Origin of the sequence: Martelella mediterranea DSM 17316 (assembly GCF_002043005.1) — a bacterium.
Lineage (GTDB): Bacteria > Pseudomonadota > Alphaproteobacteria > Rhizobiales > Rhizobiaceae > Martelella > Martelella mediterranea.
The window spans coordinates 208,068-228,960 of sequence record NZ_CP020330.1; the positions used below are offsets into that span (position 1 = coordinate 208,068).

The 20,893-nt window shown below is 64.4% G+C and carries 19 protein-coding genes; 15 read left to right on the forward strand and 4 right to left on the reverse strand.

Annotation, left to right across the window (positions count from 1 at the left end):
• Nucleotides 1-44: 44 nt before the first annotated feature.
• The 5 genes from Mame_RS01005 (at nt 45) to Mame_RS01025 (ending at nt 4,583) form a co-directional block, all read left to right on the forward strand.
• On the forward strand, nt 45-458 hold the full coding sequence (locus tag Mame_RS01005) for a RidA family protein (protein WP_018063365.1): 414 nt from the start codon (nt 45-47) through the stop codon (nt 456-458).
• A gap of 33 nt (nt 459-491) precedes the next feature.
• Nucleotides 492-1,169, forward strand: a complete 678-nt coding sequence (locus Mame_RS01010) for a DUF1028 domain-containing protein (RefSeq protein ID WP_018063364.1) — start codon at nt 492-494, stop codon at nt 1,167-1,169.
• Between the two features lie 99 nt (nt 1,170-1,268).
• The gene (locus tag Mame_RS01015; RefSeq protein WP_018063363.1) at nt 1,269-2,198 is read left to right on the forward strand and encodes a LysR substrate-binding domain-containing protein; all 930 of its coding nucleotides are present in this window, start codon (nt 1,269-1,271) and stop codon (nt 2,196-2,198) included.
• 34 nt (nt 2,199-2,232) lie between these two features.
• A complete protein-coding gene (gene argE / locus Mame_RS01020) occupies nt 2,233-3,330 on the forward strand; it encodes an acetylornithine deacetylase (protein ID WP_018063362.1) in 1,098 nt (365 codons plus the stop codon).
• Between the two features lie 122 nt (nt 3,331-3,452).
• Nucleotides 3,453-4,583, forward strand: a complete 1,131-nt coding sequence (locus Mame_RS01025; RefSeq protein ID WP_018063361.1) for an aromatic ring-hydroxylating oxygenase subunit alpha — start codon at nt 3,453-3,455, stop codon at nt 4,581-4,583.
• Nucleotides 4,584-4,675: 92 nt separating this feature from the next.
• Here Mame_RS01025 and Mame_RS01030 read toward each other — a convergent pair whose 3' ends face one another.
• From Mame_RS01030 to Mame_RS01035, 3 genes are read right to left on the reverse strand one after another with little or no spacing between them, the layout of a single operon-like run.
• Nucleotides 4,676-5,449, reverse strand: coding sequence for an ABC transporter permease (locus tag Mame_RS01030; RefSeq protein WP_026173231.1), 774 nt, complete (start codon nt 5,447-5,449; stop codon nt 4,676-4,678).
• 2 nt (nt 5,450-5,451) lie between these two features.
• Entirely contained in the window at nt 5,452-5,613 is a 162-nt protein-coding gene (locus Mame_RS26480; RefSeq protein ID WP_018063359.1) for a hypothetical protein, read from the reverse strand.
• The gene (locus Mame_RS01035) at nt 5,613-5,879 is read right to left on the reverse strand and encodes a substrate-binding domain-containing protein (RefSeq protein ID WP_018063358.1); all 267 of its coding nucleotides are present in this window, start codon (nt 5,877-5,879) and stop codon (nt 5,613-5,615) included. The genes Mame_RS26480 and Mame_RS01035 overlap by 1 nt, the downstream gene beginning before the upstream one ends.
• Before the next feature lie 137 nt (nt 5,880-6,016).
• Here Mame_RS01035 and Mame_RS01040 point away from each other — a divergent pair, with 137 nt between their 5' ends.
• The 5 genes from Mame_RS01040 (at nt 6,017) to Mame_RS01060 (ending at nt 12,615) form a co-directional block, all read left to right on the forward strand.
• Entirely contained in the window at nt 6,017-6,736 is a 720-nt protein-coding gene (locus Mame_RS01040) for a GntR family transcriptional regulator (RefSeq protein ID WP_018063357.1), read from the forward strand.
• A gap of 38 nt (nt 6,737-6,774) precedes the next feature.
• Nucleotides 6,775-7,707, forward strand: a complete 933-nt coding sequence (locus tag Mame_RS01045) for a LysR family transcriptional regulator (RefSeq protein WP_018063356.1) — start codon at nt 6,775-6,777, stop codon at nt 7,705-7,707.
• Between the two features lie 139 nt (nt 7,708-7,846).
• Complete coding sequence (locus Mame_RS01050; protein WP_018063355.1) at nt 7,847-9,334, forward strand: ABC transporter substrate-binding protein; 1,488 nt, start codon at nt 7,847-7,849, stop codon at nt 9,332-9,334.
• A 63-nt stretch (nt 9,335-9,397) separates the two neighbouring features.
• Nucleotides 9,398-11,173: a sulfatase gene (locus Mame_RS01055; RefSeq protein ID WP_033409545.1), complete on the forward strand. Its 1,776-nt coding sequence runs from the start codon at nt 9,398-9,400 to the stop codon at nt 11,171-11,173.
• Nucleotides 11,174-11,184: 11 nt separating this feature from the next.
• Nucleotides 11,185-12,615 carry a sulfatase family protein gene (locus Mame_RS01060; RefSeq protein WP_018063353.1) on the forward strand — a complete coding sequence of 477 codons (1,431 nt, stop codon included), beginning with the start codon at nt 11,185-11,187 and terminating at the stop codon, nt 12,613-12,615.
• Nucleotides 12,616-12,705: 90 nt separating this feature from the next.
• Here Mame_RS01060 and Mame_RS01065 read toward each other — a convergent pair whose 3' ends face one another.
• Nucleotides 12,706-14,391, reverse strand: a complete 1,686-nt coding sequence (locus Mame_RS01065; RefSeq protein ID WP_018063352.1) for a glycoside hydrolase family 3 protein — start codon at nt 14,389-14,391, stop codon at nt 12,706-12,708.
• A gap of 408 nt (nt 14,392-14,799) precedes the next feature.
• On the opposite strand from Mame_RS01065, the gene Mame_RS01070 reads away from it, so the two are divergent.
• From Mame_RS01070 to Mame_RS01090, 5 genes are read left to right on the forward strand one after another with little or no spacing between them, the layout of a single operon-like run.
• Nucleotides 14,800-16,329, forward strand: coding sequence for an ABC transporter substrate-binding protein (locus tag Mame_RS01070; protein ID WP_018063351.1), 1,530 nt, complete (start codon nt 14,800-14,802; stop codon nt 16,327-16,329).
• A gap of 5 nt (nt 16,330-16,334) precedes the next feature.
• Entirely contained in the window at nt 16,335-17,282 is a 948-nt protein-coding gene (locus Mame_RS01075) for an ABC transporter permease (RefSeq protein ID WP_018063350.1), read from the forward strand.
• A 4-nt stretch (nt 17,283-17,286) separates the two neighbouring features.
• On the forward strand, nt 17,287-18,174 hold the full coding sequence (locus Mame_RS01080; protein ID WP_018063349.1) for an ABC transporter permease: 888 nt from the start codon (nt 17,287-17,289) through the stop codon (nt 18,172-18,174).
• Between the two features lie 3 nt (nt 18,175-18,177).
• Nucleotides 18,178-20,262, forward strand: a complete 2,085-nt coding sequence (locus Mame_RS01085; RefSeq protein WP_018063348.1) for a dipeptide ABC transporter ATP-binding protein — start codon at nt 18,178-18,180, stop codon at nt 20,260-20,262.
• Entirely contained in the window at nt 20,259-20,879 is a 621-nt protein-coding gene (locus tag Mame_RS01090; protein WP_018063347.1) for a TetR/AcrR family transcriptional regulator, read from the forward strand. Before Mame_RS01085 ends, Mame_RS01090 begins: the two co-directional genes overlap by 4 nt.
• Nucleotides 20,880-20,893: the final 14 nt, after the last annotated feature.

The following is a 20,893-nucleotide window of genomic DNA, read 5'->3' on the forward strand; positions in this document are numbered from 1 at the left end:
ATACCGCATCGGTCACGATATCGGCCCAAGCAAAAGGGAGCCCCATGGCACATACGCGTATCCGCAAGTTCAACACCAAGGACACCTATCCAGAGCAGAAGCTCGACAACGACCTGTGCCAGGCCGTGGTTGCGCGCGGAAGGACCGTGTTTCTGCGCGGCCAGTGCCCCCAGGACCTCGACACCGCCGAAAACATCGCAAGCCATGATCCGGTCGAGCAGACCCACAAGGTCATGCAGAATATAAGGCAGCTGATCGAGGAGGCCGGCGGCTCGATGGAGCATCTGTGCAAGGTCGTCGTCTATCTGACCGATGTGCGCCACCGTGAGGCCGTCTACCGCACGATGGGCGAATATATCAAGGACGTTCATCCGGTCTCGACCGGCGTGGTCGTGACCTGCCTCGCGCGGCCGGAATGGCTCGTCGAAATCGACGGCACCGCCGTCATTCCCGACTGAACTAGCACCGACTGAACCAGCAAAGGCCCGGACATGACCTTTTCAATCATCGCCCGTTGTCGCAACACCGGACAGTTCGGCGTTGCCATCGCCTCGTCCTCTCCGGCGGTTGCCGCGCGCTGCATGTTCGCCGAGGCCGGCGTCGGCGCCGTCTCGACGCAGAATGTCACCAACCCGGCGCTCGGCCCGCTCATGCTTGGCGAAATGAGGAAAGGCGCCAGCGCGGAAGAGGCCGTTGCCGCCGCCCGTGATGCCGATGGCTTTCCGGCCTACCGGCAGCTTCTGGCGATCGACGGAAAGGGTCAAAGCGCGATCCATTCGGGCCCCAAGGCGCTCGGGATCTGGACCAGCGCATCCGGAACCGATTGCGCGGCCGGCGGCAATCTTCTGGCCAATGACCAGGTGCCAGCTTCCATGGTTTCCGCCTTTGAAACGGCCGCCGGCACGCTCGCCGACCGGCTGGTCGTCGCGATGCAGGCGGGTCTTGCCGTGGGTGGCGAGGCCGGGCCCGTCCATTCCGCCGGCCTCCTGGTCGTCGACCGGCAGAGCTGGCCCTATATCGAGCTGCGCATCGACTGGCTGGACGCGGACTGCCCGATCGCGGCCCTGGCCCGCGCCTTCGAGATCTACAAGCCCCAGGCGGACGACTATATCACGCGCGCCCTGAACCCCGAGGCCGCGCCCTCCTACGGCGTGCCGGGCGACGAATGACGGAACCCGGCCGCCCGTCCCGTGCTCGATTGCTCCCCCGCAAAAGCCCCGTATACTAGCACTGACAAGCGTACGGCTTTTGAAGGACAGAGAAACAGGGTGCCACTTCGTATCACCTTCAGACAGCTGGAATATTTCGTCGCCGTTTGCGATTGCGGCTCGATTGCGCATGCCGCGCAGAAGATCAATGTTTCCTCGCCCTCCATCTCCGCGGCCATCGCCCAGCTTGAAGCGGAATTCGGCCTCAAACTGTTCGTCCGCCGCCATGCCCACGGCCTGTCGCTGTCGCAGACCGGCGAACTGTTCCTCAACGCCGCGCGCGAGACGCTGGAAAAGGCCAATGCGCTCAACCAGCTGGCGGCCGATGTGGCGGGAACGGTGCGCGGCAACCTCAGGGTTGGCTGCCTCCTGACCTTTGCCCAGATCGTGCTGCCGCGCCTGCGCCGCAGCTTTGTCGATCTGTTCCCAGAGGTCGTCTTCAGCCAGTTCGAGCGGGACCAGTCCGAGCTTTTCAACGAATTGCGCGCCGCAAGGCTGGATATCGCGCTCACCTACGATCTCAACATTCCGGCGGATCTCAACTTCGTGCCTCTCGTCGAACTCTCGCCTTTCGCGCTGTTCAGCGAGGGCCACCCCCTGGCCGATCGCCCCTATGTCTCGCCAGTGGACCTTGCGCGCTATCCGATGGTCCTGCTCGATCTGCCGATGAGCACTGATTATTTCCTATCGATCTTCTCGTCGCTGGGCATCCGTCCGGAGATCGCGGAGCGGACCCGGGATATGGCGGTGATGCGCTCGCTGGTGGCCAACAATTTCGGATATTCGGTCGCCAATATCCGCCCCTTGTCCAATCTCGCCCCCGACGGCCAGAAGCTTCGTTTCGTGCCGCTGTCGGGATCGGTGCGGCCGCTCAATATGGGCCTGCTGATGTCCGAGGGGGCGGCGAACGCCCGCACCGTCTCGACCTTCATCGAACACGCGAAGAATTTCATCCAGAACGACGACACTTTCCATTTCGCCGCCAGCTAGGACGCGTGCGCAACACTCAGAGAAACTTCCCCCCATGCCGGACAGAATAAAGCCGCTGCTCGAAACGCTCGTCGCCTTCCCGACGATTGCCGGCACGCCCAATATCGACCTCATCGCCTGGGTGAAAGACCTGCTCGACGCTGCGGGGTTTGCCGTGACCATCATTCCCTCGCGGGACGGCACGAAAGCCGGCCTGCTCGCCCGGTTCGGCGATGGCGATGGCGGAACGCTGTTTTCCGCCCATACCGATGTGGTTCCGGTTGACGGGCAGAACTGGAGGGAAGCGCCGTTCCGGCTTGCGGAGCGGGAGGGGCGCTATGTCGGTCGCGGGACGACCGACATGAAGGGCTTCATCGCCTGCGTGCTGGCGCTGGCCGAAACATTGCGGGAAACGCCGCCGCCAAGACCCGTTCTGATCTGCCTCAGTTGGGATGAGGAGCTGGGTTGTCGCGGCATTCCGGAAATGATCGACAGTGTTGTGCCGGTGCTGGGCCGGCCGGATCTCTGCATTGTCGGCGAGCCGACGCTGATGCGCCCCGTGCTGGGACACAAGGGCAAGGCCAGCTACCGCGCCGAATTCGCCGGCACGCCGGGCCATTCCGCGATGGCGCCCTATTTCACCAATGCGCTCCATGGGGCAGCCGAATTCATTCTCGCGCTGAGAAGCCTTCAGGACGCGCTGGCCAAGGAGGGCGCGCGCGACGACGCCTTCGACCCGCCTTTTTCCACCGTCCATGCCGGTATCGCGCGCGGCGGCGTGGCGCTCAACATCGTGCCGGACCATGCCGAGGTTCTGTTCGAAATCCGCCATCTGGCGAGCGAAACCCCGGATGCCATCCTGTCCCGCCTCGTTGTTCCCGAAGGCGCGCGGATCACCCGCACGGGCCAGTATCCCGGTCTCTCGGCCCTGGCGGACGATCCCATAGTGGCGCGGTTTTCCAGCGCCCTGCCCGATCCGACGCCGGCGACCGTCGCGTTCGGGACCGAGGCCGGATACTTTGCCGAACGCGGCATCCCGACCGTCGTCTGCGGGCCGGGCACGATGAAGGACGGGCACCAGCCGGATGAATCAATCGCCATCGATCAGCTCGCGCGCTACCATGCCCTGATCCGCGACTGGGTGTTCCGCTGACGGCTTCGCCTTTCCTTAATTGCAACTAAGCGATTTCCTTCTTTCTCGATTCCGGTCCGCGCGCCATCCTGCGTTTTGATGTGCCTTGGTACAAGACCGCGCGTCGCGAAAAGGAGGTTCGAATGACAAAGCATGTAGACGCGGTAAGCGAGCTTGCCGAGAATGTGGCGACCCCGTTCGAGCGCGCCCAGGCCATGCCGGTTTCGGCCTATACCAGCGAGGATTTTCTAGCACTCGAACAGTCCGAGATCTTCTCCAGGAGCTGGCTTTGCGCCGGACGGGCCGATGCCTTGAAGAAGCCCGGCGACTACATGACGATCGAGATCGCGGGCGAGCCGATCATCGTCCTGCGCGACCGGGAAGGCGAATTGCGGGCGCTCTCGAATGTCTGCCGCCACCGCATGTCCGTGCTACTGGAAGGCCGCGGCAATGTCCGCACGATCACCTGTCCCTATCACGCCTGGACCTACTCGCTGGACGGCAGCCTGCGCGGCGCGCCGGCGATGGAGAAGAACGATAGCTTCTGCAAGAACGACGTCAGCCTGCCGGCGATCCGCAGCGAGGAGTGGCTGGGCTGGATCATGGTCACGCTCGATCCCGACCTGCCTTCCGTCACTGAAACCCTTGCCGACGTCGACACGCTGGTCGGCTATCTGAACATGGGCGATTATGTCCAGACGTTCAGCGAGGAGCATCGCTGGAACACCAATTGGAAAATCCTTGCCGAGAATTTCATGGAGAGCTATCACCTGCCGATGTGTCACGCCGGCACAATCGGCGGTGCGTCGAAGCTGCAGGACATGGTCTGTCCGGAAGGGTTCCCGGGCTTCAATTACCATCACATCCTCAAGGACGACTCCGTGCCGCTGGCGCTGGCGCATCCGTCCAACACGGCGCTTCAGGGCGACCAGCGCCGCCGCACCTGGCTGCTTGCGATCTACCCGTCGCTGATGATCACGCTGACGCCCGGCTACTTCTGGTATCTGTCGCTCTTGCCCGATGGTCCGGGCGGCGTGAAGATCCTCTATGGCGGCGGCCTGTCTCCGGAATACATGAACGACCCGAAGGCGGAGGAGCATTTCGCGGCGCTGAAGGGCCTGCTCGATCACGTCAACGAGGAAGATCGCGGCTGCACTGAGCGTGTCTGGAAAGGCCTTCAGAGCAAGTTCGCCAAACCGGGGGCGCTTTCCCACCTCGAGCGCCCCAACTACGAATTCGCCACCTGGATTTCGAACAAGGTGTCGGCGAAGTAGAACATGGTTATCCGGTCTCGGATCGGCAGAAGGCGCCAGCAGGTTGCGGGCCACGTCGGGCATTCGATCTGGAAGCGCTCGGTCTAAGAACGCTAGTTCATGGCGAGGTCCTGCTTGCGGGTGGCCCAGCCGCATATGCGCTTCTCGATCACGGCGAAGACCGCGTAGAGAAGGATTCCGAGGATGGCCAGGGCGAACAGGCCGGCGAAGGCGAGCGGCACGTCGAAGCTTGCCGTCGCCATCATCATCACCGTGCCGATGCCGCGGTTGGCGGCGACCGTTTCCGACAGCACGGTCCCGACGAAGGCGAGCGTCACCGCCACTTTCAGCGAGGCGAAGAAATAGGGCATGGTGCGGGGCAGGCTGACATTGCGCAGCACCTGGTAACGCGATGCGCCGAGCGCCTTCAGCACGTCCTCCATTTCCGGCTCGGTGGTGGCGAGCCCGGTCGCGACATTGACGACGATCGGGAAGATGCAGGTGGTGAGCGCGGTCAGCACCGCCGGCAGCGTGCCGGAGCCGAACCAGAGCACGAAGATCGGCACCACGGCGACCTTGGGGATCGAGGAAAAGCCGACCAGCAGCGGATAGGCAACATTATAGGCCGTGCGCGATATGCCGACGATCGCGCCGAGGGCAACGCCGATCACCATGCCGAAGAAGAAGCCGACCAGGGTCGTCAGCAGGGTCTGCAGGATATGCGGCCACAGTGCCGGCATGTTGACGATCAGCGTCGAGAGGATCGCGGACGGCTTCGGCAGCACGATCGGACTGACTTCGAAGACCACGCAGGCGACCTGCCAGAAGACGAAGAGCAGCAGGATGAAGCTCGCCGATTTCAGATGCTCGATGGTGGTTCGCGACAGTTTCACGGCGTGACCTCCTTTTGTTTCAGACGAGCCTCGAAGATCAGCCGGCGCAATTCGTTGGTGAGATCCGAGAAGGCGGGCTCGAAGGTGGTTTCAAGCGTGCGCGGACGGGAAAAGCCGACTGCCCTGTCCTCGGTCACCCGGCCGGGACGGGCGCTCATCACCAGGATGCGGCATAGACGCCCGAGCCGACGCGCGAGACGGCCTCGCCGGAACCGCCGCCTGCATCGAACTGGCAGGAAAGGCCCGCCTCCTTGTACCAACCGTTCTGTTCGGCCAGAAAGAAGGCCGCGTTGGAGCCATCGAACGGCGCCGCGAACGAGAATTTGACCGTGGTCTCCGCTGCCGCGCCGCCGGCTTTCAGGACGAAGGGCGCCGCGAGACTGGCTCCGACAAAGGCCCTGCGTGAAAGTTTCAGTCCTGCCATTTGCTTCCCCTTTTTGATGGACTTGACAGAAATGGTCTTGCAAGGGGTGTGCCAGACTGTAAACATGAATAAAAACAATCAAGCGTTCAGAATTGTGCACAATTTCGTGCACCAGAGAATGCAGAGGACGTCCACAAATGAAGCAGCCAGGCAAGCTCGTCGGCGTTATGAATGACCGGAACCGGCCAAGAGTGGAGACAGCCGAGGATGCCTATGAGCACCTTTTCTCGGCCATTGTCGATCAGCGGCTTCTGCCCGGGACGAAGCTGACCGAACTGGCGCTTGTCGAGGCGCTGGGGATCGGCAGGCGCGCCATCGCCACGGCGCTCCAGCGACTGACGTGGGAGAAGCTCGTCATTTTCCTGCCGAAGCGCGGCGCCTTCGTCGCCGCCCCCGATGCCGATGAGGCGCGTGCCGTTTTCGCCGCGCGCATCGCCATCGAGGCGGGCACCACGGAGGCGGTGGCACGGGCGGCCGATCAGAAAGCGATCGCGCGACTGCAGGAAAACATCGAGCAGGAACACAAGCTGCGCGAACAGGGCCACATGCGCGAGGCCATCCACCTTTCAGGCGGCTTCCACGTCCTGATGGCCGAACTTTCGGGCAATCCGATCCTGGCCGAACAGGTTCGCCTTCTCGTTGCCCGCACCAGCCTGATCGTCAATCTGTTCGACAACCAGATCGGCCTTGCCGGCTGGCACGACCACCATGACGAACTGATCAATCATTGCGCCAGGGGCGAGGTCGACGAGGCCGTCACGCTGATGCGCGCGCATATCGCCGAACTCCAGGAAGCCCTCATCCTCGACCGCCGCCGGCCGGTCGCCTTCGACATGGTGGGTGTTTTTGGACGTTAGGCGATTTCGTACAACCATAGCGGACCGGGACAAAGGCCATGCTTGATTATGTAACCCATCTGTTCCGGCTGAAGGCCATCATCGAGGAAGGCAGCCTCGGACGGGCGGCCCAGCGGCTCAACGTCACCCAACCGGCGCTGTCGCGCTCGGTCTCCCAGCTTGAGAAGCATTTCGGCCAGCCGATCCTGATCCGCCATTCCCGCGGCGTCGCGCCGACGCCATTCGGAGAACGGGTGCTCTCCTCGGCGCTCGGCATCGAACGTCATTGGCAACTGGCCGAAAAACTGCTGCAGACCGATCCGGCCGAGGGCAAGACCTCGATCAGGATCGGCGCCGGGCCGATCTGGCGCGGCGCGATCCTGCCGGAGTTCATCAACCAGCTCCAGAAGGATTTTCCGAAGGTCGTCTTCGAACTGCTCAGCATCGAACCGCGCGGCAGCCTGCGGGACCTCAAGGAGGGTCGGCTCGATTTCGTCTTCACCGGCGTCGACCTCACGCCCGAAGGTGAACCCGGCATATCGGTGATGCCGTTTGCCCGCATCCTCGCCAATGTCGTCGCCCGCAAGAACCATCCGATCTTCCGGCATCGCGGCCCGGACGGAACGATCGCGCCGATCCGGCTGCTCGATTTTCCCTGGGTCGTCTACAGCGCGATGCCGAACTATCGCGACATGATGCGCCACGCGATCTATGAACATCTCGGCGTCGAACCCGAGGTCCGCGTGATCTGCGACGGATTGCTGCCGACGCTGAGGCTGCTGGAGCTCGGCGATTTCCTCGCCGTGATGCCGCACGCGGCGATCAATCGCGACCTCACCCCAAACCTGAGGGCCGTGCCCGCTGGGCTCACGCCGCGCCGCAACCAGGCTGCCTTCTTCTACCGTTCGGAAATGGATGACTGGGAGATCGTGCAGGCCATCCGGCGGCTCTGCCTGCAACGGTTCGGGCCGTTGGAGAGCCAAAAGCCATAAACATCATTAATGGCTGACGCTGGTTATTATGCTTGTGTCACATGGGTGAGCGAACCATTCTCCGCCGCACGAGGAGATTTCGCTGCCAACGGCCTTCTTTCGAGCGCCGCACGGCAGAGCCAATGACCAGGAGGAGCCTATGACCTTTCAATTCAACGGATGGCGGAAATGCGTTTCCGCCGTTGCACTTGCCGCAGCGCTCGCCGTGCCCGGCGCGGCGTTTGCCGAAACGCTGACAATCGCGAGCCCGGGCGATGCCCAGCCCAAGAACATCCTGCCGATCCGCGCCGGCAATACGTCCTGGGTGCAAGCTGTATTCGAGCCTCTGGTGCGAATCATGCCGGGCGATGACACCCCGCAGCCGGTGCTCGCCAAGAGCTGGACCGTCTCCGAGGACGGCAAGACCGTGACCTTCGAACTTGAGGACGGCGTCACCTTCCATTCGGGCCGTCCGTTCACGTCCGCCGACGTAAAATTCACGCTGGAAACGGCCGCCGACAAGGCCTCCGCGTCCCAGTTCTCCTTCATCGCCAGCGCGATTTCCGAGATCGCGACGCCGAGCGACACCGAGGTCGTGCTGACGCTCGAAAGGCCGATGCCGAACCTGTTCGAGTTCCTGTCCCAGACGGTCATCGTCGACAAGGATACTTACGACCAGCGTGCTGACGGCAAGGTGCTTGTCGGCACGGGACCCTACAAATTCGCCGACTGGGTGCCCGGCGCCTCCATCCGGATGGTGTCCTATGACGGTTATCGCGACCCCTCCGCCCATGCCTTCGACGAAATCGACATCGCCGTCATCACCGACCCGACCGCGATGATTTCGGCGCTCCGCTCGAACCGCGCCCAGCTCGCCATGCAGATGCAGCCGCGCGACGCGATCGAGCTTTCGGGCAATCCGATGTACCAGACCGTGCCCACCGCCGGCTCGATTTATCCGCTCGGCGTCAACGTCACCGACGCGCCGTTCGATGACAAGCGCGTGCGCCAGGCGGTCGGCTATGCGATCGACCGGGACCGTATCAACCAGCAGATTTTCGACGGCCTCGGCACGCCGACAGACCTGTTCTGGCCGACCTCTGACGAACAGGCGCAGCACTATGCCTACAACCCGGACAAGGCCCGCGAACTGCTGAAGGAGGCCGGCGCCGAGGGCGCGACCGCCACCGTCGCCCTCCACGCCCTGCCCTCGCAGCGGGCGATCTTCGAGATCGTGCAGAACAACCTCACCGATGCCGGTTTCAAGGTCGAGGCCAATATCCTCGACCCGTCCACCTATGGCCAGCAGCAGATCGCCGGCGAACTCGGACCGGTGTTCATCCAGCTCCACGGCATGGATGGCCTCAGCCCGGCGACGCTGCTCAGCGCCGCACCGGCCTTGCGCGACGGCAATCCCTCTCACTTCTGGACCGACGAGTATCTGAAGCTGCGCGACGCCGTCCAGAGCGCTGCGAACAAGCAGGCCTCCGACGACGCGGTCAAGGCGCTCGGGGACTATCTCCTCGACCAGGCCTTCAACCTCAACATCCTGTCGGCGCCGACGCTCTCGGTCTCGACCACCAATCTTGAGGGCGTCGAATACACCACGACCGGCTATATCGTGTTCAATCACGCTTCCGGCGGCTGACATTCGGCGGGCCGCACGACAGGCGGCCCGCCCCCAATCCATCCATGACAAGAGCCTGCGACCGTGCGTACCATTGTCCTGATGTTCGACAGCCTCAACCGGCTCTATCTTCCGGCCTATGGCGGAACCCGGTTCGATCTTCCCAATTTCAGACGGCTTGAAAGCCGGACCGTGACCTTCGACCGGTGCTATGCGGGCTCCATGCCCTGCATGCCCGCGCGCCGGGAGATGCACACGGGCCGCCCCAATTTCCTGCATCGCGGCTGGGGTCCGCTCGAGCCGTTCGATGACAGCAGCTACGAGATTCTCGGCAAGCACGGCGTCTATACCCATCTCGTGACAGATCATGTCCACTACTGGGAGGATGGCGGCGCGACCTATCATCCGCGCTTCTCCTCCTACGAGTTCATTCGCGGACAGGAAGGCGATCCCTGGAAGGGGCATGTCGCCGATCCGGTGATCCCGCCCGCGCTCAACTGGCGCGGCGGCAAGGGCTGGCGGCAGGACTGGATCAACCGGGCCTATACCGCCACCCGCGAAAGCCATTTCCAGACGAAAACCCTTGATGCCGGACTGGAATTCATCGACACCAATGCCGCCGCCGATAACTGGCTGCTGCAGATCGAGTGTTTCGATCCGCACGAGCCCTTCTTCACGCCGGAGGAATATCACGGCCTGACGGGCGTGCGCGACGACATGCCCCATTACGACTGGCCGGATTATCGGCCGGTTCTGGAGGACGGGGAAACGGTCGATCAGGTCAAGGCGCGCTACGGTGCGCTCCTGAAGATGTGCGATGACAGCCTCGGCCGGCTGCTCGACCGGATGGATGCGGGCGACATGTGGAAGGACACGATCCTGATCGTTTGCACCGACCACGGCCTGCTGATCGGCGAGCGCGACTGGTACGGCAAGAATGTCCAGCCATGGTATGAGGAAACCATCCATACGCCACTGTTCGTCTGGGACCCGGTCTCGGGCAACCAGGGGACCCGCGACGGCAGCCTTGTCCAGACCGTCGATTTCGCTGCGACCTTTCTCGATGCGTTCGGGCTTGAACCGACGCCCGACATGCAATCGTGCTCAATCCTGCAGCACCTGCGCACCGGCGCACCGGTGCGCGAGACCGCGCTTTTCGGCATTTTCGGCGGTCATGTCAGCATCACCGACGGGCGCTACGTCTATATGCGCGCCTGCGCCACGCCGCAGAACCGGCCGCTCGAGGAATTCACCCTGATGCCGACGCGGATGAAGGCGCGGTTTTCGGCGGGCGAACTGAGAGACTTCCGGGTCGCCCCCCCCTTCGCCTTCACCAAGGGCGTGCAGACCATCGTCACGCGCGGCGGCGCCTTCGGCAATCCCTATCATTTCGGAACGCTGCTGTTCGACCTTGAAACCGATCCGGACGAAACGACGCCGTTGAACGATCCCGCGCTCGAAACCCGAATGGCGACCATGCTGGTCGAGGCGATGCGGAAAAACGACGCGCCGGCCTCGCAGTATGAGCGCCTCGGCCTGCCGGAAACCGGCCCTGTCGAAGAACGGCATCTGCTGATCGAAAGGCAATGGCCGCAGATCGAGCGCAGCCGCCAGCGCAACTGGAAGCAGGCGCCGGCGGATAGCTACGGCCCCGCCGCCCGTCTCACCATTGCCGAAGTCTTTGCCGATCCGGCCCTGAAGGCGCTCGTCGACGAGGCGTTCGGCTTCGCCCTCGGCCCGGCGATGGTCGAGCGCTTCGGCCGCAACAGCCTCTGGGCGCTCGCGGTCATGTCGCCCGGCGTCACGCCCGGGGATCTGCACGCCCTCGACGACCGGCTCGTCCGGCATCAGCCCGCATAGGAAGTCCCATCATGCAACCGAATATTCTTCTGGTTTTCCCGGATCAACTGCGCTCCGACTGGGTGGAGCCACGGGCGACGGTTCCTGTCAGGACGCCGAACGCGAAGGCGCTCGCCGAAAGCGGCGTCAACTTCGAGCATGCCTGGACGCCATCGCCGATCTGCGCGCCGGCACGCGCCTGCATCGCCACCGGCCGCCGTTACGATCGCAGCCCGGTGCAGCATAACAACCAGAATGTGCCGGCGGGCGCCGACACGATCTACCGGCGCATGGCCGACAAGGGTTATGCGGTTTCCACGGTCGGCAAGCTCGACCTGTTGAAGGGTTTCATGGACTGGGGTGCCGACGGCAAGCACATGACGGAGGCCGGCGAAAGCCGCCTCGCCGATCTCGGCTTTACCCGCGGCATCGACAATGCCGGCAAGCATGACGCGATCTATGGCCGCGAGCGCGGCGCCCGCGAGCCCTACATGACCTATCTCGCCGAGATCGGGCTTGCCGACGTTCATGACGCCGATTTCCGCCGCCGCGACCGCGCCAATATTCCGGCGACCGTCAACGAGATCGCCGCAGGCGACCTTCCGTTGCCCGACGCCTATACCAATCCCGATCTCTCGCCACTTCCGGACGAGGCCTATTGCGACAACTGGATCGGCCGCCAGGCGATGAACGAACTCGAGGGCCTGAAGGACACCGGCAAGCCGTGGTTCCTTACCGTCAACTTCGCCGGCCCCCACGAACCGCTCGACGTGACGGAGCGCATGCGCGACCGCTGGAAGGACGTGGCCTTCCGGGAACCGGCCGACGGCTCCCCCGATCCGCGACACCAGATGATCCGGCAGAACTATGCCGCGATGATCGAGGTCATCGATGACTGGCTCGGGCGCTTCCTCGCCTTTCTCGACGAGACCGGACAGCGCGACAACACGCTGGTGGTGTTTGCCTCCGACCACGGCGAAATGCTCGGCGACCACAGGCTCTGGGCGAAGTCGATCCCCGACGAGAATTCCGTGCGCGTGCCGATGATCGTTGCTGGCGCGGGTGTTTCGGTCAGGGACCGCTCCGTCCGGACGCCGGTGTCCCTTCTCGACATGGCGAAGACCTTCCTCGATTTCTCCGGCGCGCCCGGCGAAGGCATGGAAGGCGACAGCCTGCGCGGCCTGCTCGAGGGCGAGGCCGAACCCGAGACGCGGCTCGTATTTTCCGGCCTCGGCCCGTGGCGGGCGGTGACCGATGGCCGCTTCAAGCTCGTCGCCGGCGACTGGCGCGCGATCCGGCCGGGCAAGATGCAGTTCACCGAATTCGATCCCGCCGGCCTCGATACGGTCGCGCTGTTCGATCTCGATGAGGATCCGGAGGAGCGCCGTGACATCGCCGCCGCGCATCCCGAGATCCGCGACCGTCTGCTGGAAGCGATCCGGGACGATATGGCGCGCCGCTAACGGAATTTGCTGCGGGTGCGGCGAATAACTGTACCCGCCGGCAACCCCGGGAAGGTATGCCGCGGCTAGGCGACAACGCAGGCTCGCCCCTCAGAACCGGGCCTGCTCCTGCCCGCAGAAGGGATCGACCGGGCTTTTGCCGGTGAACGGCTTTTCGCCGGTCATACAATCGAGCACCGCCTCCTGCATCTCGTCGGAGGTCGCATAGGCATTGATGACGGCGGGCATGCGCGGTGCGTCGTAGAGGTAATAGGGATAGCCGAAGGAGACGAGCGCGGTCGCCGCCTCGTGCCACGGCCGCTTCATCGCCATCCGGAAATCGCCCATCAGCCGGGCCCAGTCGAGGAAGATGTGGCTGCGCGTCAGCAGCGTCTCCTCGGCCAGGAGATAGAGCGCGAGGTCGTATTCCGCGGGCTGCCACGGATCGCCGTGGGCGAAGACCGTCACCTCGAAACCGCGTGCGCGCATCATCTCCGGCAGGGCAAGCGGCATCGGGGCGCCGTGGATCGGCGAGACGATGCCACCGGAGATGACAAGCACCCGGCGGTGGGTTTCCGGTGACAGCGGAAACAGGTTCCGCACATCCTTCACCAGCGTCGGTGCGCGGGCAAACGCCTCTGCGGCGGTCGCCTTCGCCTCCGGCGTCGCCAGCCGGGCAAGGGGTTCGGCTGCCGCCTCACGGCAATGAAGTCCGAGCGCGGCTTTCATTCCCAGAACCCGCGTCAGGGCTTCGGCGAGGCGCGCCTCCGGCAGGCTGCCATCCTCCAGCGCGGCGCGGACAAGGGCGATATCGCCCGGCAGGTCGCCGGTGAACAACACCATGTCACACCCGGCGCGGAGCATTTCGACCTTGGCCGGGCCGGCCGCCATATAGGACGTCGCGCCCACCATCTCTGAGGCATCCGAGACGATCAGGCCGTTGAACCCCAGCCGGTTGCGAAGCAGTTCCTGATTGAGAAGCCGCGAAAGCGACGCCGGCCGATAGAGTTCCTCCGGCCCGGCCTCGGGATCCAGCATGCGCACGAAGGCTGGCAGCGCGATATGGGCGGACATCACCGACAGCACATTGTTTTCGATCCCGGCCCGATAAAGCCTGCCGAAGGTTTCCTCCCACGCATCCATCGACAGCGGATTGACGGTGGTCACCAGATGCTGGTCGCGGTCGTCATAGCCCTCGCCCGGCCAGTGTTTCAGGCAGGCGGCAATGCCATGGCGCTGCAGCGTCTCGATCTGGACCATCGCGTGACGTTCGATCAGCGCCGGATCGGAACCAAACCCTCGGGTCGCCACGATCGCCGAGCGGAACGCGGCATTGATGTCGATAACCGGCGTGAACGACCAGTTGGTGCCGACCGCCCGCGCCTCCTCGGCCATCAGCGTGTAGATGTCGCGGGTGAGCGCCGTGTCATCGGCCGCCGCCAGCGCCAGCGGGTTCGGAACCTGAGTTCCGAAGGGAAAGGACATGCGCGAGCCTTCGAGATCCGCCGAGACCAGCAGCGGAACCTTCGACCGTTGCTGCAGGGTTTGCAGGAGCGTCACCTCGGCGGCCCCATCCTGCGAGAAGAAGCGCGTGACCCCGCCCGGCCGCAGCCTTTCGATTTCCGCCGCCCATGGCCCGGCCGGCCCGTGCAGGCCGATGACGAAAAGCTGCGCGATCATGCTTTCGACGTCGCCCGCGAGTGCCGCCGCGGACTGCGCCACCCAGGCGATATCCTCCTCCGAGAGGTTGAAGGGTTGCTCCCTCAGAAGATTGAGCGGCAGATCGTCCGGTGTCATGCATGTTCCTCCCCGCAAGACGCTTCAATGTGTTTCTGGATAGCCCTCGTGGGCAATGGTCGACAATGTTTTTGTTGGGACCGGCCATAAACGACAGTTATGCCCGCCACGGTTCGAAAGCCGCAGGCAGGCCGGTTTCGCGCACCTGAAGCGTCGCCGTTTTGCTGGCCGCTTCAAGGTCTCAAGCGCCTGCGGCTCAACGTCCGGAGTTTGATCGAAGCCTCGCTTTCTGCCGAGCGCGAAACCATTGTCGGCCGCAGACGACGGCACGACGCCCTGGCTCCATGCCCTGCACCGAGGCCACCGCCCCGCCCGGTGGAGCGTCAAAATTGACTTGTGTTAAACCTAGCAAGTGCTAGGTTGTTTTAAGAGGGCGTCAGGGGAGTGACGCCACGAAGGAGGATTTCCATGCCCAACCCGAAACTGTTTTCGGTCACCCGTCGTCGTCTGCTGACCGGTTCCGCGCAGGCCGCAGTGATGATCGGCGCCATGCATTATGTCCCGGCTCTTGCCCAGGACACGTCGCGCGCGGTCATTGCCCAGGCCTATGACGCCCAGCCGCGCAACCTGCTCGCCTTTCGCGGCGGCAATTTTCCCTGGATCAAGAATGTCTTCGAGACGCTGACCTATACCGATCCCGAAACGTTCGAACCGCAGCCCGAGCTTGCCACCGACTGGACGCTGTCTGATGACGGCATGACACTGACGCTCAACCTGCGCGACGACGTCACCTTCCACACCGGCCGCAAGATGACCGCGGCGGATGTGAAATACAGTCTCGAGACCGCAGCGCTTCCCGAAACCGCTTCGCAGATCGGCTTCATCGCCCGCAGCTTCAAGGCGATCGACACGCCCAGCGATACGCAGGTGGTGATCACCTTCTCGCAGCCGACATCGAATGTCTGGGACCTGTTCGAGGAAACCCCGATCATCGACAAGGAAACCTATGCCGAGCGCGAGGACGGTTCGAAGGTGATCGGCACCGGCCCGTACAAATTCGTGAGCTGGACGCCGGGCGCCGAGCTGCAGCTCAGCCGGTATGACGGCTATCGCGACAAGGATGCCGCGAAAATCCACGATCTCGACTACGCCATCATCGCCGATCCGACGGCGACGATCGCCGCCGTCCGCTCGGGCCGTGCCCAGATCGGCTACGGCATGACCCCGCGGGACGTCATCGAGTTCGACCGCAACCCGATGTACACGATCGTCAGCACCGCCGGCACGATCTATCCGTTCGGCGTCAATGTGGAAGAAGGTCCGTTCGACCAGAAGACCGTCCGTCAGGCCGTCGGCTATGCCATCGACCGCCAGCGCATCATCGACCAGGTCTTCGACGGCGCCGGCACCCCGACGGACCTTTTCTGGTCCCCCTCCTCCCCCGGCTATACCGAGGAGCAGGCGAACCGCTATTCCTACGATCCCGAAAAGGCCAGCAAGATGCTGGAGGACGCGGGCGCCAAGGGTGCCAAGGTCACGATCGTCATTCCCGCCATTCCGGCGAACCGCTCGATCTTCGAGATCGTGCAGAACAATCTGCGCGAAGTCGGGCTCGAGCCGGAGGCCAGGGTTCTCGACGTCGCCGAATACGACCAGCGGCAGGTGGCCGGCGACCTCGGCCAGTCCTTCATCCTGATCCATGGCCAGGTCGGCTTCCAGACCGCGACGCTTCTCTCCTCGCTGCCGTCACTGCGCAAGGGCAACCCGTCGCATTTCTGGAGCGACGAATACGAGACGCTCCGCAACGCGGTCTCGGCCGCCTCGACGGCTGACGACCAGGCCAAGGCCGTCACGGCGCTGTCGGAATATATGCTGGACGAGGCCTTCACGCTGGCGCTCCTCCAGGCGCCGTCCCCCAGCGTCGTTTCCGCCGATCTCGAAGGTGTCTCGTTCTCGCGGCGGGGCTACATCCTGTTCAAGAACGCCACCTACAGGTAAATCCAATGTTCGGCTTTCTCCTCCGCAAGCTCCCTGCGGTGATCCTCGTCGCCTTCGTGTCGTCAATCATCGCCTTCACCCTGCCGCGCCTTGCGCCCGGCGATCCCGCGATTACGGTCGCCGGCTCCGATGCGACGCAGGAGCAGCTCGAGGCCGTGCGCGAGGAGCTCGGCCTCAACCAGCCCATGCCGGTGCAGTACATCCACTGGCTGACGGGCGCGCTGCAGAGCGATTTCGGTCAGTCCTACGTCATGCGCCGGCCGGTATCGACGGTCATCGCCGACCGGCTGGAAAGCACGCTTGAGCTTGCGGGACTGGCCACGATCATCATGATCGTCGTCGGGCTGGGGCTTGGCGTGCTCGCGGGAACGGAGCGAACGCCCTGGGGGCGCGCGGTGCTCGACGTCGCCACCACGATCCTGCTGGCGACGCCGCCATTCCTGACCGGGCTGATCCTCATCCTCATCTTCGGGATTGCCTTCCAGCTGCTGCCTGTCTCCGGCGAGGTCAACCTGTCGAAGGATCCGGTGATGGGCTTCAAGTTCCTCATCCTTCCCGCGATCGCGCTGGCGCTGCCGCAATCGGCCATGATCGCACGCCTGCTGCAGACCACGATGAACTCGACCCGCGGCGAGGATTTCGTCGATCTGGCCAAGGCCAAGGGCGTGCCGCGCGGCCGGATCGTGCGCAAACACGTGCTGCGCAACAGCCTCGGCCCGGCAATCGTCGCCATCGGCCTCAGGATTGGCGACCTGCTTGCCGGCGCCATCATCATCGAGGCGATCTTCGCCCGAAACGGTCTCGGCGCGCTCGCCATCTACGCTGTGCAGAGCCGCGACTATTATGTGCTGCAGGCGCTCATCCTCGGCGCCGTCATCGTCGCGGTGCTGATCCAGCTCCTCTCCGAAATTCTCATCGCCGCGCTTGATCCGCGCATCCGGCTGGAGGGTTGAAACCATGTCCGAAACATCCCTGAACGACACCGCGGAAGACCGTCACGGCGATCAGAAATGGACGGTTCATCCCGCCCTTCGCGGCTATGGCGAGGCGCTGACGACGCCCAAGGGCATCATCGCCGTCGCCATCATCATTCTCCTGACAGGCGGCGCGCTGCTGGCGCCGGTACTGTTTCCGGGCGGTTACGATCAGCAGTCGCGCGATGCGCTGCTCGGCGTCAGCCTCGCGCACCCGTTCGGCACGGACGAGCTCGGGCGCGACATCATGGTACGCAGCATCTATGGCCTCAGAACCGACCTCAGCCTGGTCTACACCGCCGTACCGCTGTCGATGGTGATCGGCACGCTGCTCGGCCTGCTCGGCGTCATCTCCGCCCGGCTCGGCACTTTTGTCCAGCGCGGTCTGGATGTGATCGCCGGTTTCCCAGGACTCATCCTCGGCATCAGCGTGGTGATCATCTTCAGCGCCGGCTGGCAGGCGCTGGTCATCGCCATCACCATCCTCGGGCTTCCGGCCTTCGGCCGGTTGGCGCGCGCGACGATGCTGTCGCAGATGCAGCGCGAATACGTCACCGCGGCCCGCACGCTCGGCGCCACGAAATGGCAGATCATGGTCCGCCACGTCCTGCCCAACGCGGTCGAGCCAATCATCGTCCAGGGCGCGATGTTCGTCGTCGCCGCCGTGTTCATCGAGGCGGCGCTTTCGATCGTCGGCCTCGGCCTACAGCCTCCCGAACCCTCCCTCGGCACGCTTCTCAATGTCGGCATGCGCTACATCTCCCGCGCGCCGACCTATGTGATCGGGCCAACCGCCATCCTGATCCTGCTCGCGCTCGGATTCAGCCTTCTCGCCGATGCGCTGAATGCCGCCGTCAACCGCTCGGAATAGATCATGACCGCCATTGCAACCGATCCGCTGCTCCGGGTCGATAACCTCACCACCGCCTTCGGCAACCGCGATGCCGGCATCACCGCCGTGCGCAACGTCTCCTTCGAGGTCGGCCGCGGCCGCGTGCTCGGCATCGTCGGCGAAAGCGGCTCCGGCAAGTCGGTCACAGCGCGGTCCATCCTGCGGCTCTTGCGCAAGCCGGGCCATGTCCGCGAAGGCTCGGTGAAGCTCGCCGGCCGCGAACTGCTGACGCTTCCCGAAGAGGAAATGCGCAAGATCCGCGGCAAGGACATCGCCATGGTGTTCCAGGATCCCCAGTCCGCGCTCAACCCGGTGATGCGGGTCGGCGACCAGATCGTCGAGGCACTGGAAGTCCATGGCGTCAAGGGTCCGGCCGCCCGCGAGCGGGCCAGGGAACTGCTGCGCCAGGTCGGCATTCCCGACGTCGAGCGCAACATTGACAACTATCCGCACGAATTCTCCGGCGGCATGCGCCAGCGCGTGGTGATCTCGATCGCGCTCGCCAACCATCCGAGCCTGCTTCTCGCCGACGAGCCGACAACGGCGCTCGACGTCACGATCCAGGCACAGATCCTCCGGCTGCTCGTCAAACTTCGCGACGAGCTCGGCGTCTCCATCGTCATGATCACCCACGACATGGGCGTCGTCGCCGAACTCTGCGACGATCTCGTGGTGATGTATGGCGGCCGGGTGGTCGAAACCGGGCTCGTCAGCGATGTGCTGACGGCGCCACGCCACCCCTATACCGCGGCGCTGCTGCGCTCCGTGCCGCGCCTTGACGCCGACGACGCCCACGAGCTGCCGGCGATTCCCGGCCAGCCGCCGATCCCGGCCTTCCTGCCGTCCGGCTGCGCCTTCCATCCGCGCTGCGCGCATGCAATCGAAGCCTGTCGGGAGAAGGTTCCGCCACTTGCGCAATTGCAGCCCGGCCACCGTTCAGCCTGTCACGTGGCGCAGGCGGGTAAAACCGACCTCGCCCCACCGCCGTCCGCAGCCCTCCCCGCGCGGGCGGCGGTGCCCGACAACGCGAAACCCTTCCTGAAGGTCACAAACCTGAAAACCGATGTCGCCGCCGGTTCCGGCGGCATGTTCCGCAAGCATACCCCGGTCTATGCCGTCGACGGCATCTCCTTCGATGTCTATCTCGGCCAGACCTTCGGTCTCGTAGGGGAATCGGGCTGCGGCAAGTCGAGCCTGTCGCGCTCGCTGGTCGGCATCAACCATCCGACCTCCGGCACGATCGAACTTGACGGCCGTGACGTCACCGCGATGACGACCGAGGACCGGCACTTCATCAACCGCCGCGTCCAGTATGTCTATCAGGACCCCTCGGCCTCGCTCAATCCGCGACGCACGATCGCGCAATCGCTGGAAGAGGCGCTCGCCGTGGTCGGGCTCACGGGCCGGGCGGCGCGGGCGCGGGCCGCCGACCTGATGAACACGGTCGGGCTGGCGCCGCATTTCCTCAGCCGCTATCCGTTCGAGATCTCGGGCGGCCAGCGCCAGCGCGTCGGCATCGCCCGCGCGCTCGCCGTCGAGCCGAAGCTCCTGATCTGCGACGAGCCGGTCTCCGCCCTCGATGTCTCGATCCAGGCCCAGATCATCAACCTTCTCGACGATCTCAAGACCGAACTGGGGCTCGGTTACCTGTTCATCGCCCATGACCTGGCGGTGGTGAAGCATATCTCGGACATGGTCGCGGTGATGTATCTCGGCCGGCTGGTGGAAACCGGCACCACAGACGATGTCTACAACCGTCCCCGCCACCCCTATACCCAGGCGCTGCTTTCGGCGACGCCCGAGGCCGACGTGACCCGCCGGGACCGCGAACGCATCTACCTTGGCGGCGAACTGCCCTCCCCCGCCAACCCGCCCTCCGGCTGTCGTTTCCGCACCCGCTGTCCGATCGGACCGCTCCATCGTCCCGATCGACAAATCTGCAAGGACAGCGATCCCGCGCTTGCCGAACGGGACGGGCGCTCGAAGGTCGCCTGCCATTTTGCCGCCGAGCGCGATGCACTGCTCCTCTCCGAGGCCCAAAATCCGGAAGGTGCACAGCAACGATGAAGGCAAAAGCAGAACCACGCCGCCGGCGCAGTCCAAAGGGCGAGAGCCGGCGCCAGGAAATCCTCGATGCCGCCACCAAGCTGTTCTCCCATGGCGGCTTCCACACCGCGAGCCTCGCCGATATCGCCGATGCCGTGGGACTGACGCAGGCCGGCCTGCTGCACTATTTTCCGTCCAAGGCGGAACTGCTGCTTGCGGTGCTGCGCCAGCGCGAGGAGCGCGTTCTGGTGGACGAGACCGCCGATGCCGCCAACAAGGGCATCGCCTATGCCGAGGCCTTCGTCGAGACCTTGCGGCGGAACGAGAAGAACCCGGTGATGGTGCAACTCTTCGCGATCCTGTCACACGAGGCGATCTTCACAGACCATCCGGCCCATCCCTGGTTCCGCGAACGATACGCAGCCGTCGTCATCAAGGCGACCGACCAGCTTGCGGCGACGATCGACGAAACGAAGCTGCCGCCCGGCACGACGGTGGAAAGCATCGCCCGGCTGATGATCGCCGCCGCCGACGGGCTGAGACTGCAATGGCTGCTCGATCCGAAAGCGCTCGAACGCCCGAAGGTGATGAACGAGTTCTTCGCTCTCCTCGCCCCCTATATCAAGAAACCGGACTGACGGCCCGTCACGAC

What these genes read in the sequence shown, in the direction of transcription:
- Mame_RS01005 (WP_018063365.1), top strand. Translation starts at nt 45, where the DNA reads ATGGCACATACGCGTATCCGCAAGTTCAACACCAAGGACACCTATCCA.
- Mame_RS01010 (WP_018063364.1), top strand. Translation starts at nt 492, where the DNA reads ATGACCTTTTCAATCATCGCCCGTTGTCGCAACACCGGACAGTTCGGC.
- argE (WP_018063362.1), top strand. Translation starts at nt 2,233, where the DNA reads ATGCCGGACAGAATAAAGCCGCTGCTCGAAACGCTCGTCGCCTTCCCG.
- Mame_RS01025 (WP_018063361.1), top strand. Translation starts at nt 3,453, where the DNA reads ATGACAAAGCATGTAGACGCGGTAAGCGAGCTTGCCGAGAATGTGGCG.
- Mame_RS26480 (WP_018063359.1), bottom strand. Translation starts at nt 5,613, where the DNA reads ATGAGCGCCCGTCCCGGCCGGGTGACCGAGGACAGGGCAGTCGGCTTT.
- Mame_RS01035 (WP_018063358.1), bottom strand. Translation starts at nt 5,879, where the DNA reads ATGGCAGGACTGAAACTTTCACGCAGGGCCTTTGTCGGAGCCAGTCTC.
- Mame_RS01040 (WP_018063357.1), top strand. Translation starts at nt 6,017, where the DNA reads ATGAAGCAGCCAGGCAAGCTCGTCGGCGTTATGAATGACCGGAACCGG.
- Mame_RS01045 (WP_018063356.1), top strand. Translation starts at nt 6,775, where the DNA reads ATGCTTGATTATGTAACCCATCTGTTCCGGCTGAAGGCCATCATCGAG.
- Mame_RS01050 (WP_018063355.1), top strand. Translation starts at nt 7,847, where the DNA reads ATGACCTTTCAATTCAACGGATGGCGGAAATGCGTTTCCGCCGTTGCA.
- Mame_RS01060 (WP_018063353.1), top strand. Translation starts at nt 11,185, where the DNA reads ATGCAACCGAATATTCTTCTGGTTTTCCCGGATCAACTGCGCTCCGAC.
- Mame_RS01065 (WP_018063352.1), bottom strand. Translation starts at nt 14,391, where the DNA reads ATGACACCGGACGATCTGCCGCTCAATCTTCTGAGGGAGCAACCCTTC.
- Mame_RS01070 (WP_018063351.1), top strand. Translation starts at nt 14,800, where the DNA reads ATGCCCAACCCGAAACTGTTTTCGGTCACCCGTCGTCGTCTGCTGACC.
- Mame_RS01075 (WP_018063350.1), top strand. Translation starts at nt 16,335, where the DNA reads ATGTTCGGCTTTCTCCTCCGCAAGCTCCCTGCGGTGATCCTCGTCGCC.
- Mame_RS01080 (WP_018063349.1), top strand. Translation starts at nt 17,287, where the DNA reads ATGTCCGAAACATCCCTGAACGACACCGCGGAAGACCGTCACGGCGAT.
- Mame_RS01085 (WP_018063348.1), top strand. Translation starts at nt 18,178, where the DNA reads ATGACCGCCATTGCAACCGATCCGCTGCTCCGGGTCGATAACCTCACC.
- Mame_RS01090 (WP_018063347.1), top strand. Translation starts at nt 20,259, where the DNA reads ATGAAGGCAAAAGCAGAACCACGCCGCCGGCGCAGTCCAAAGGGCGAG.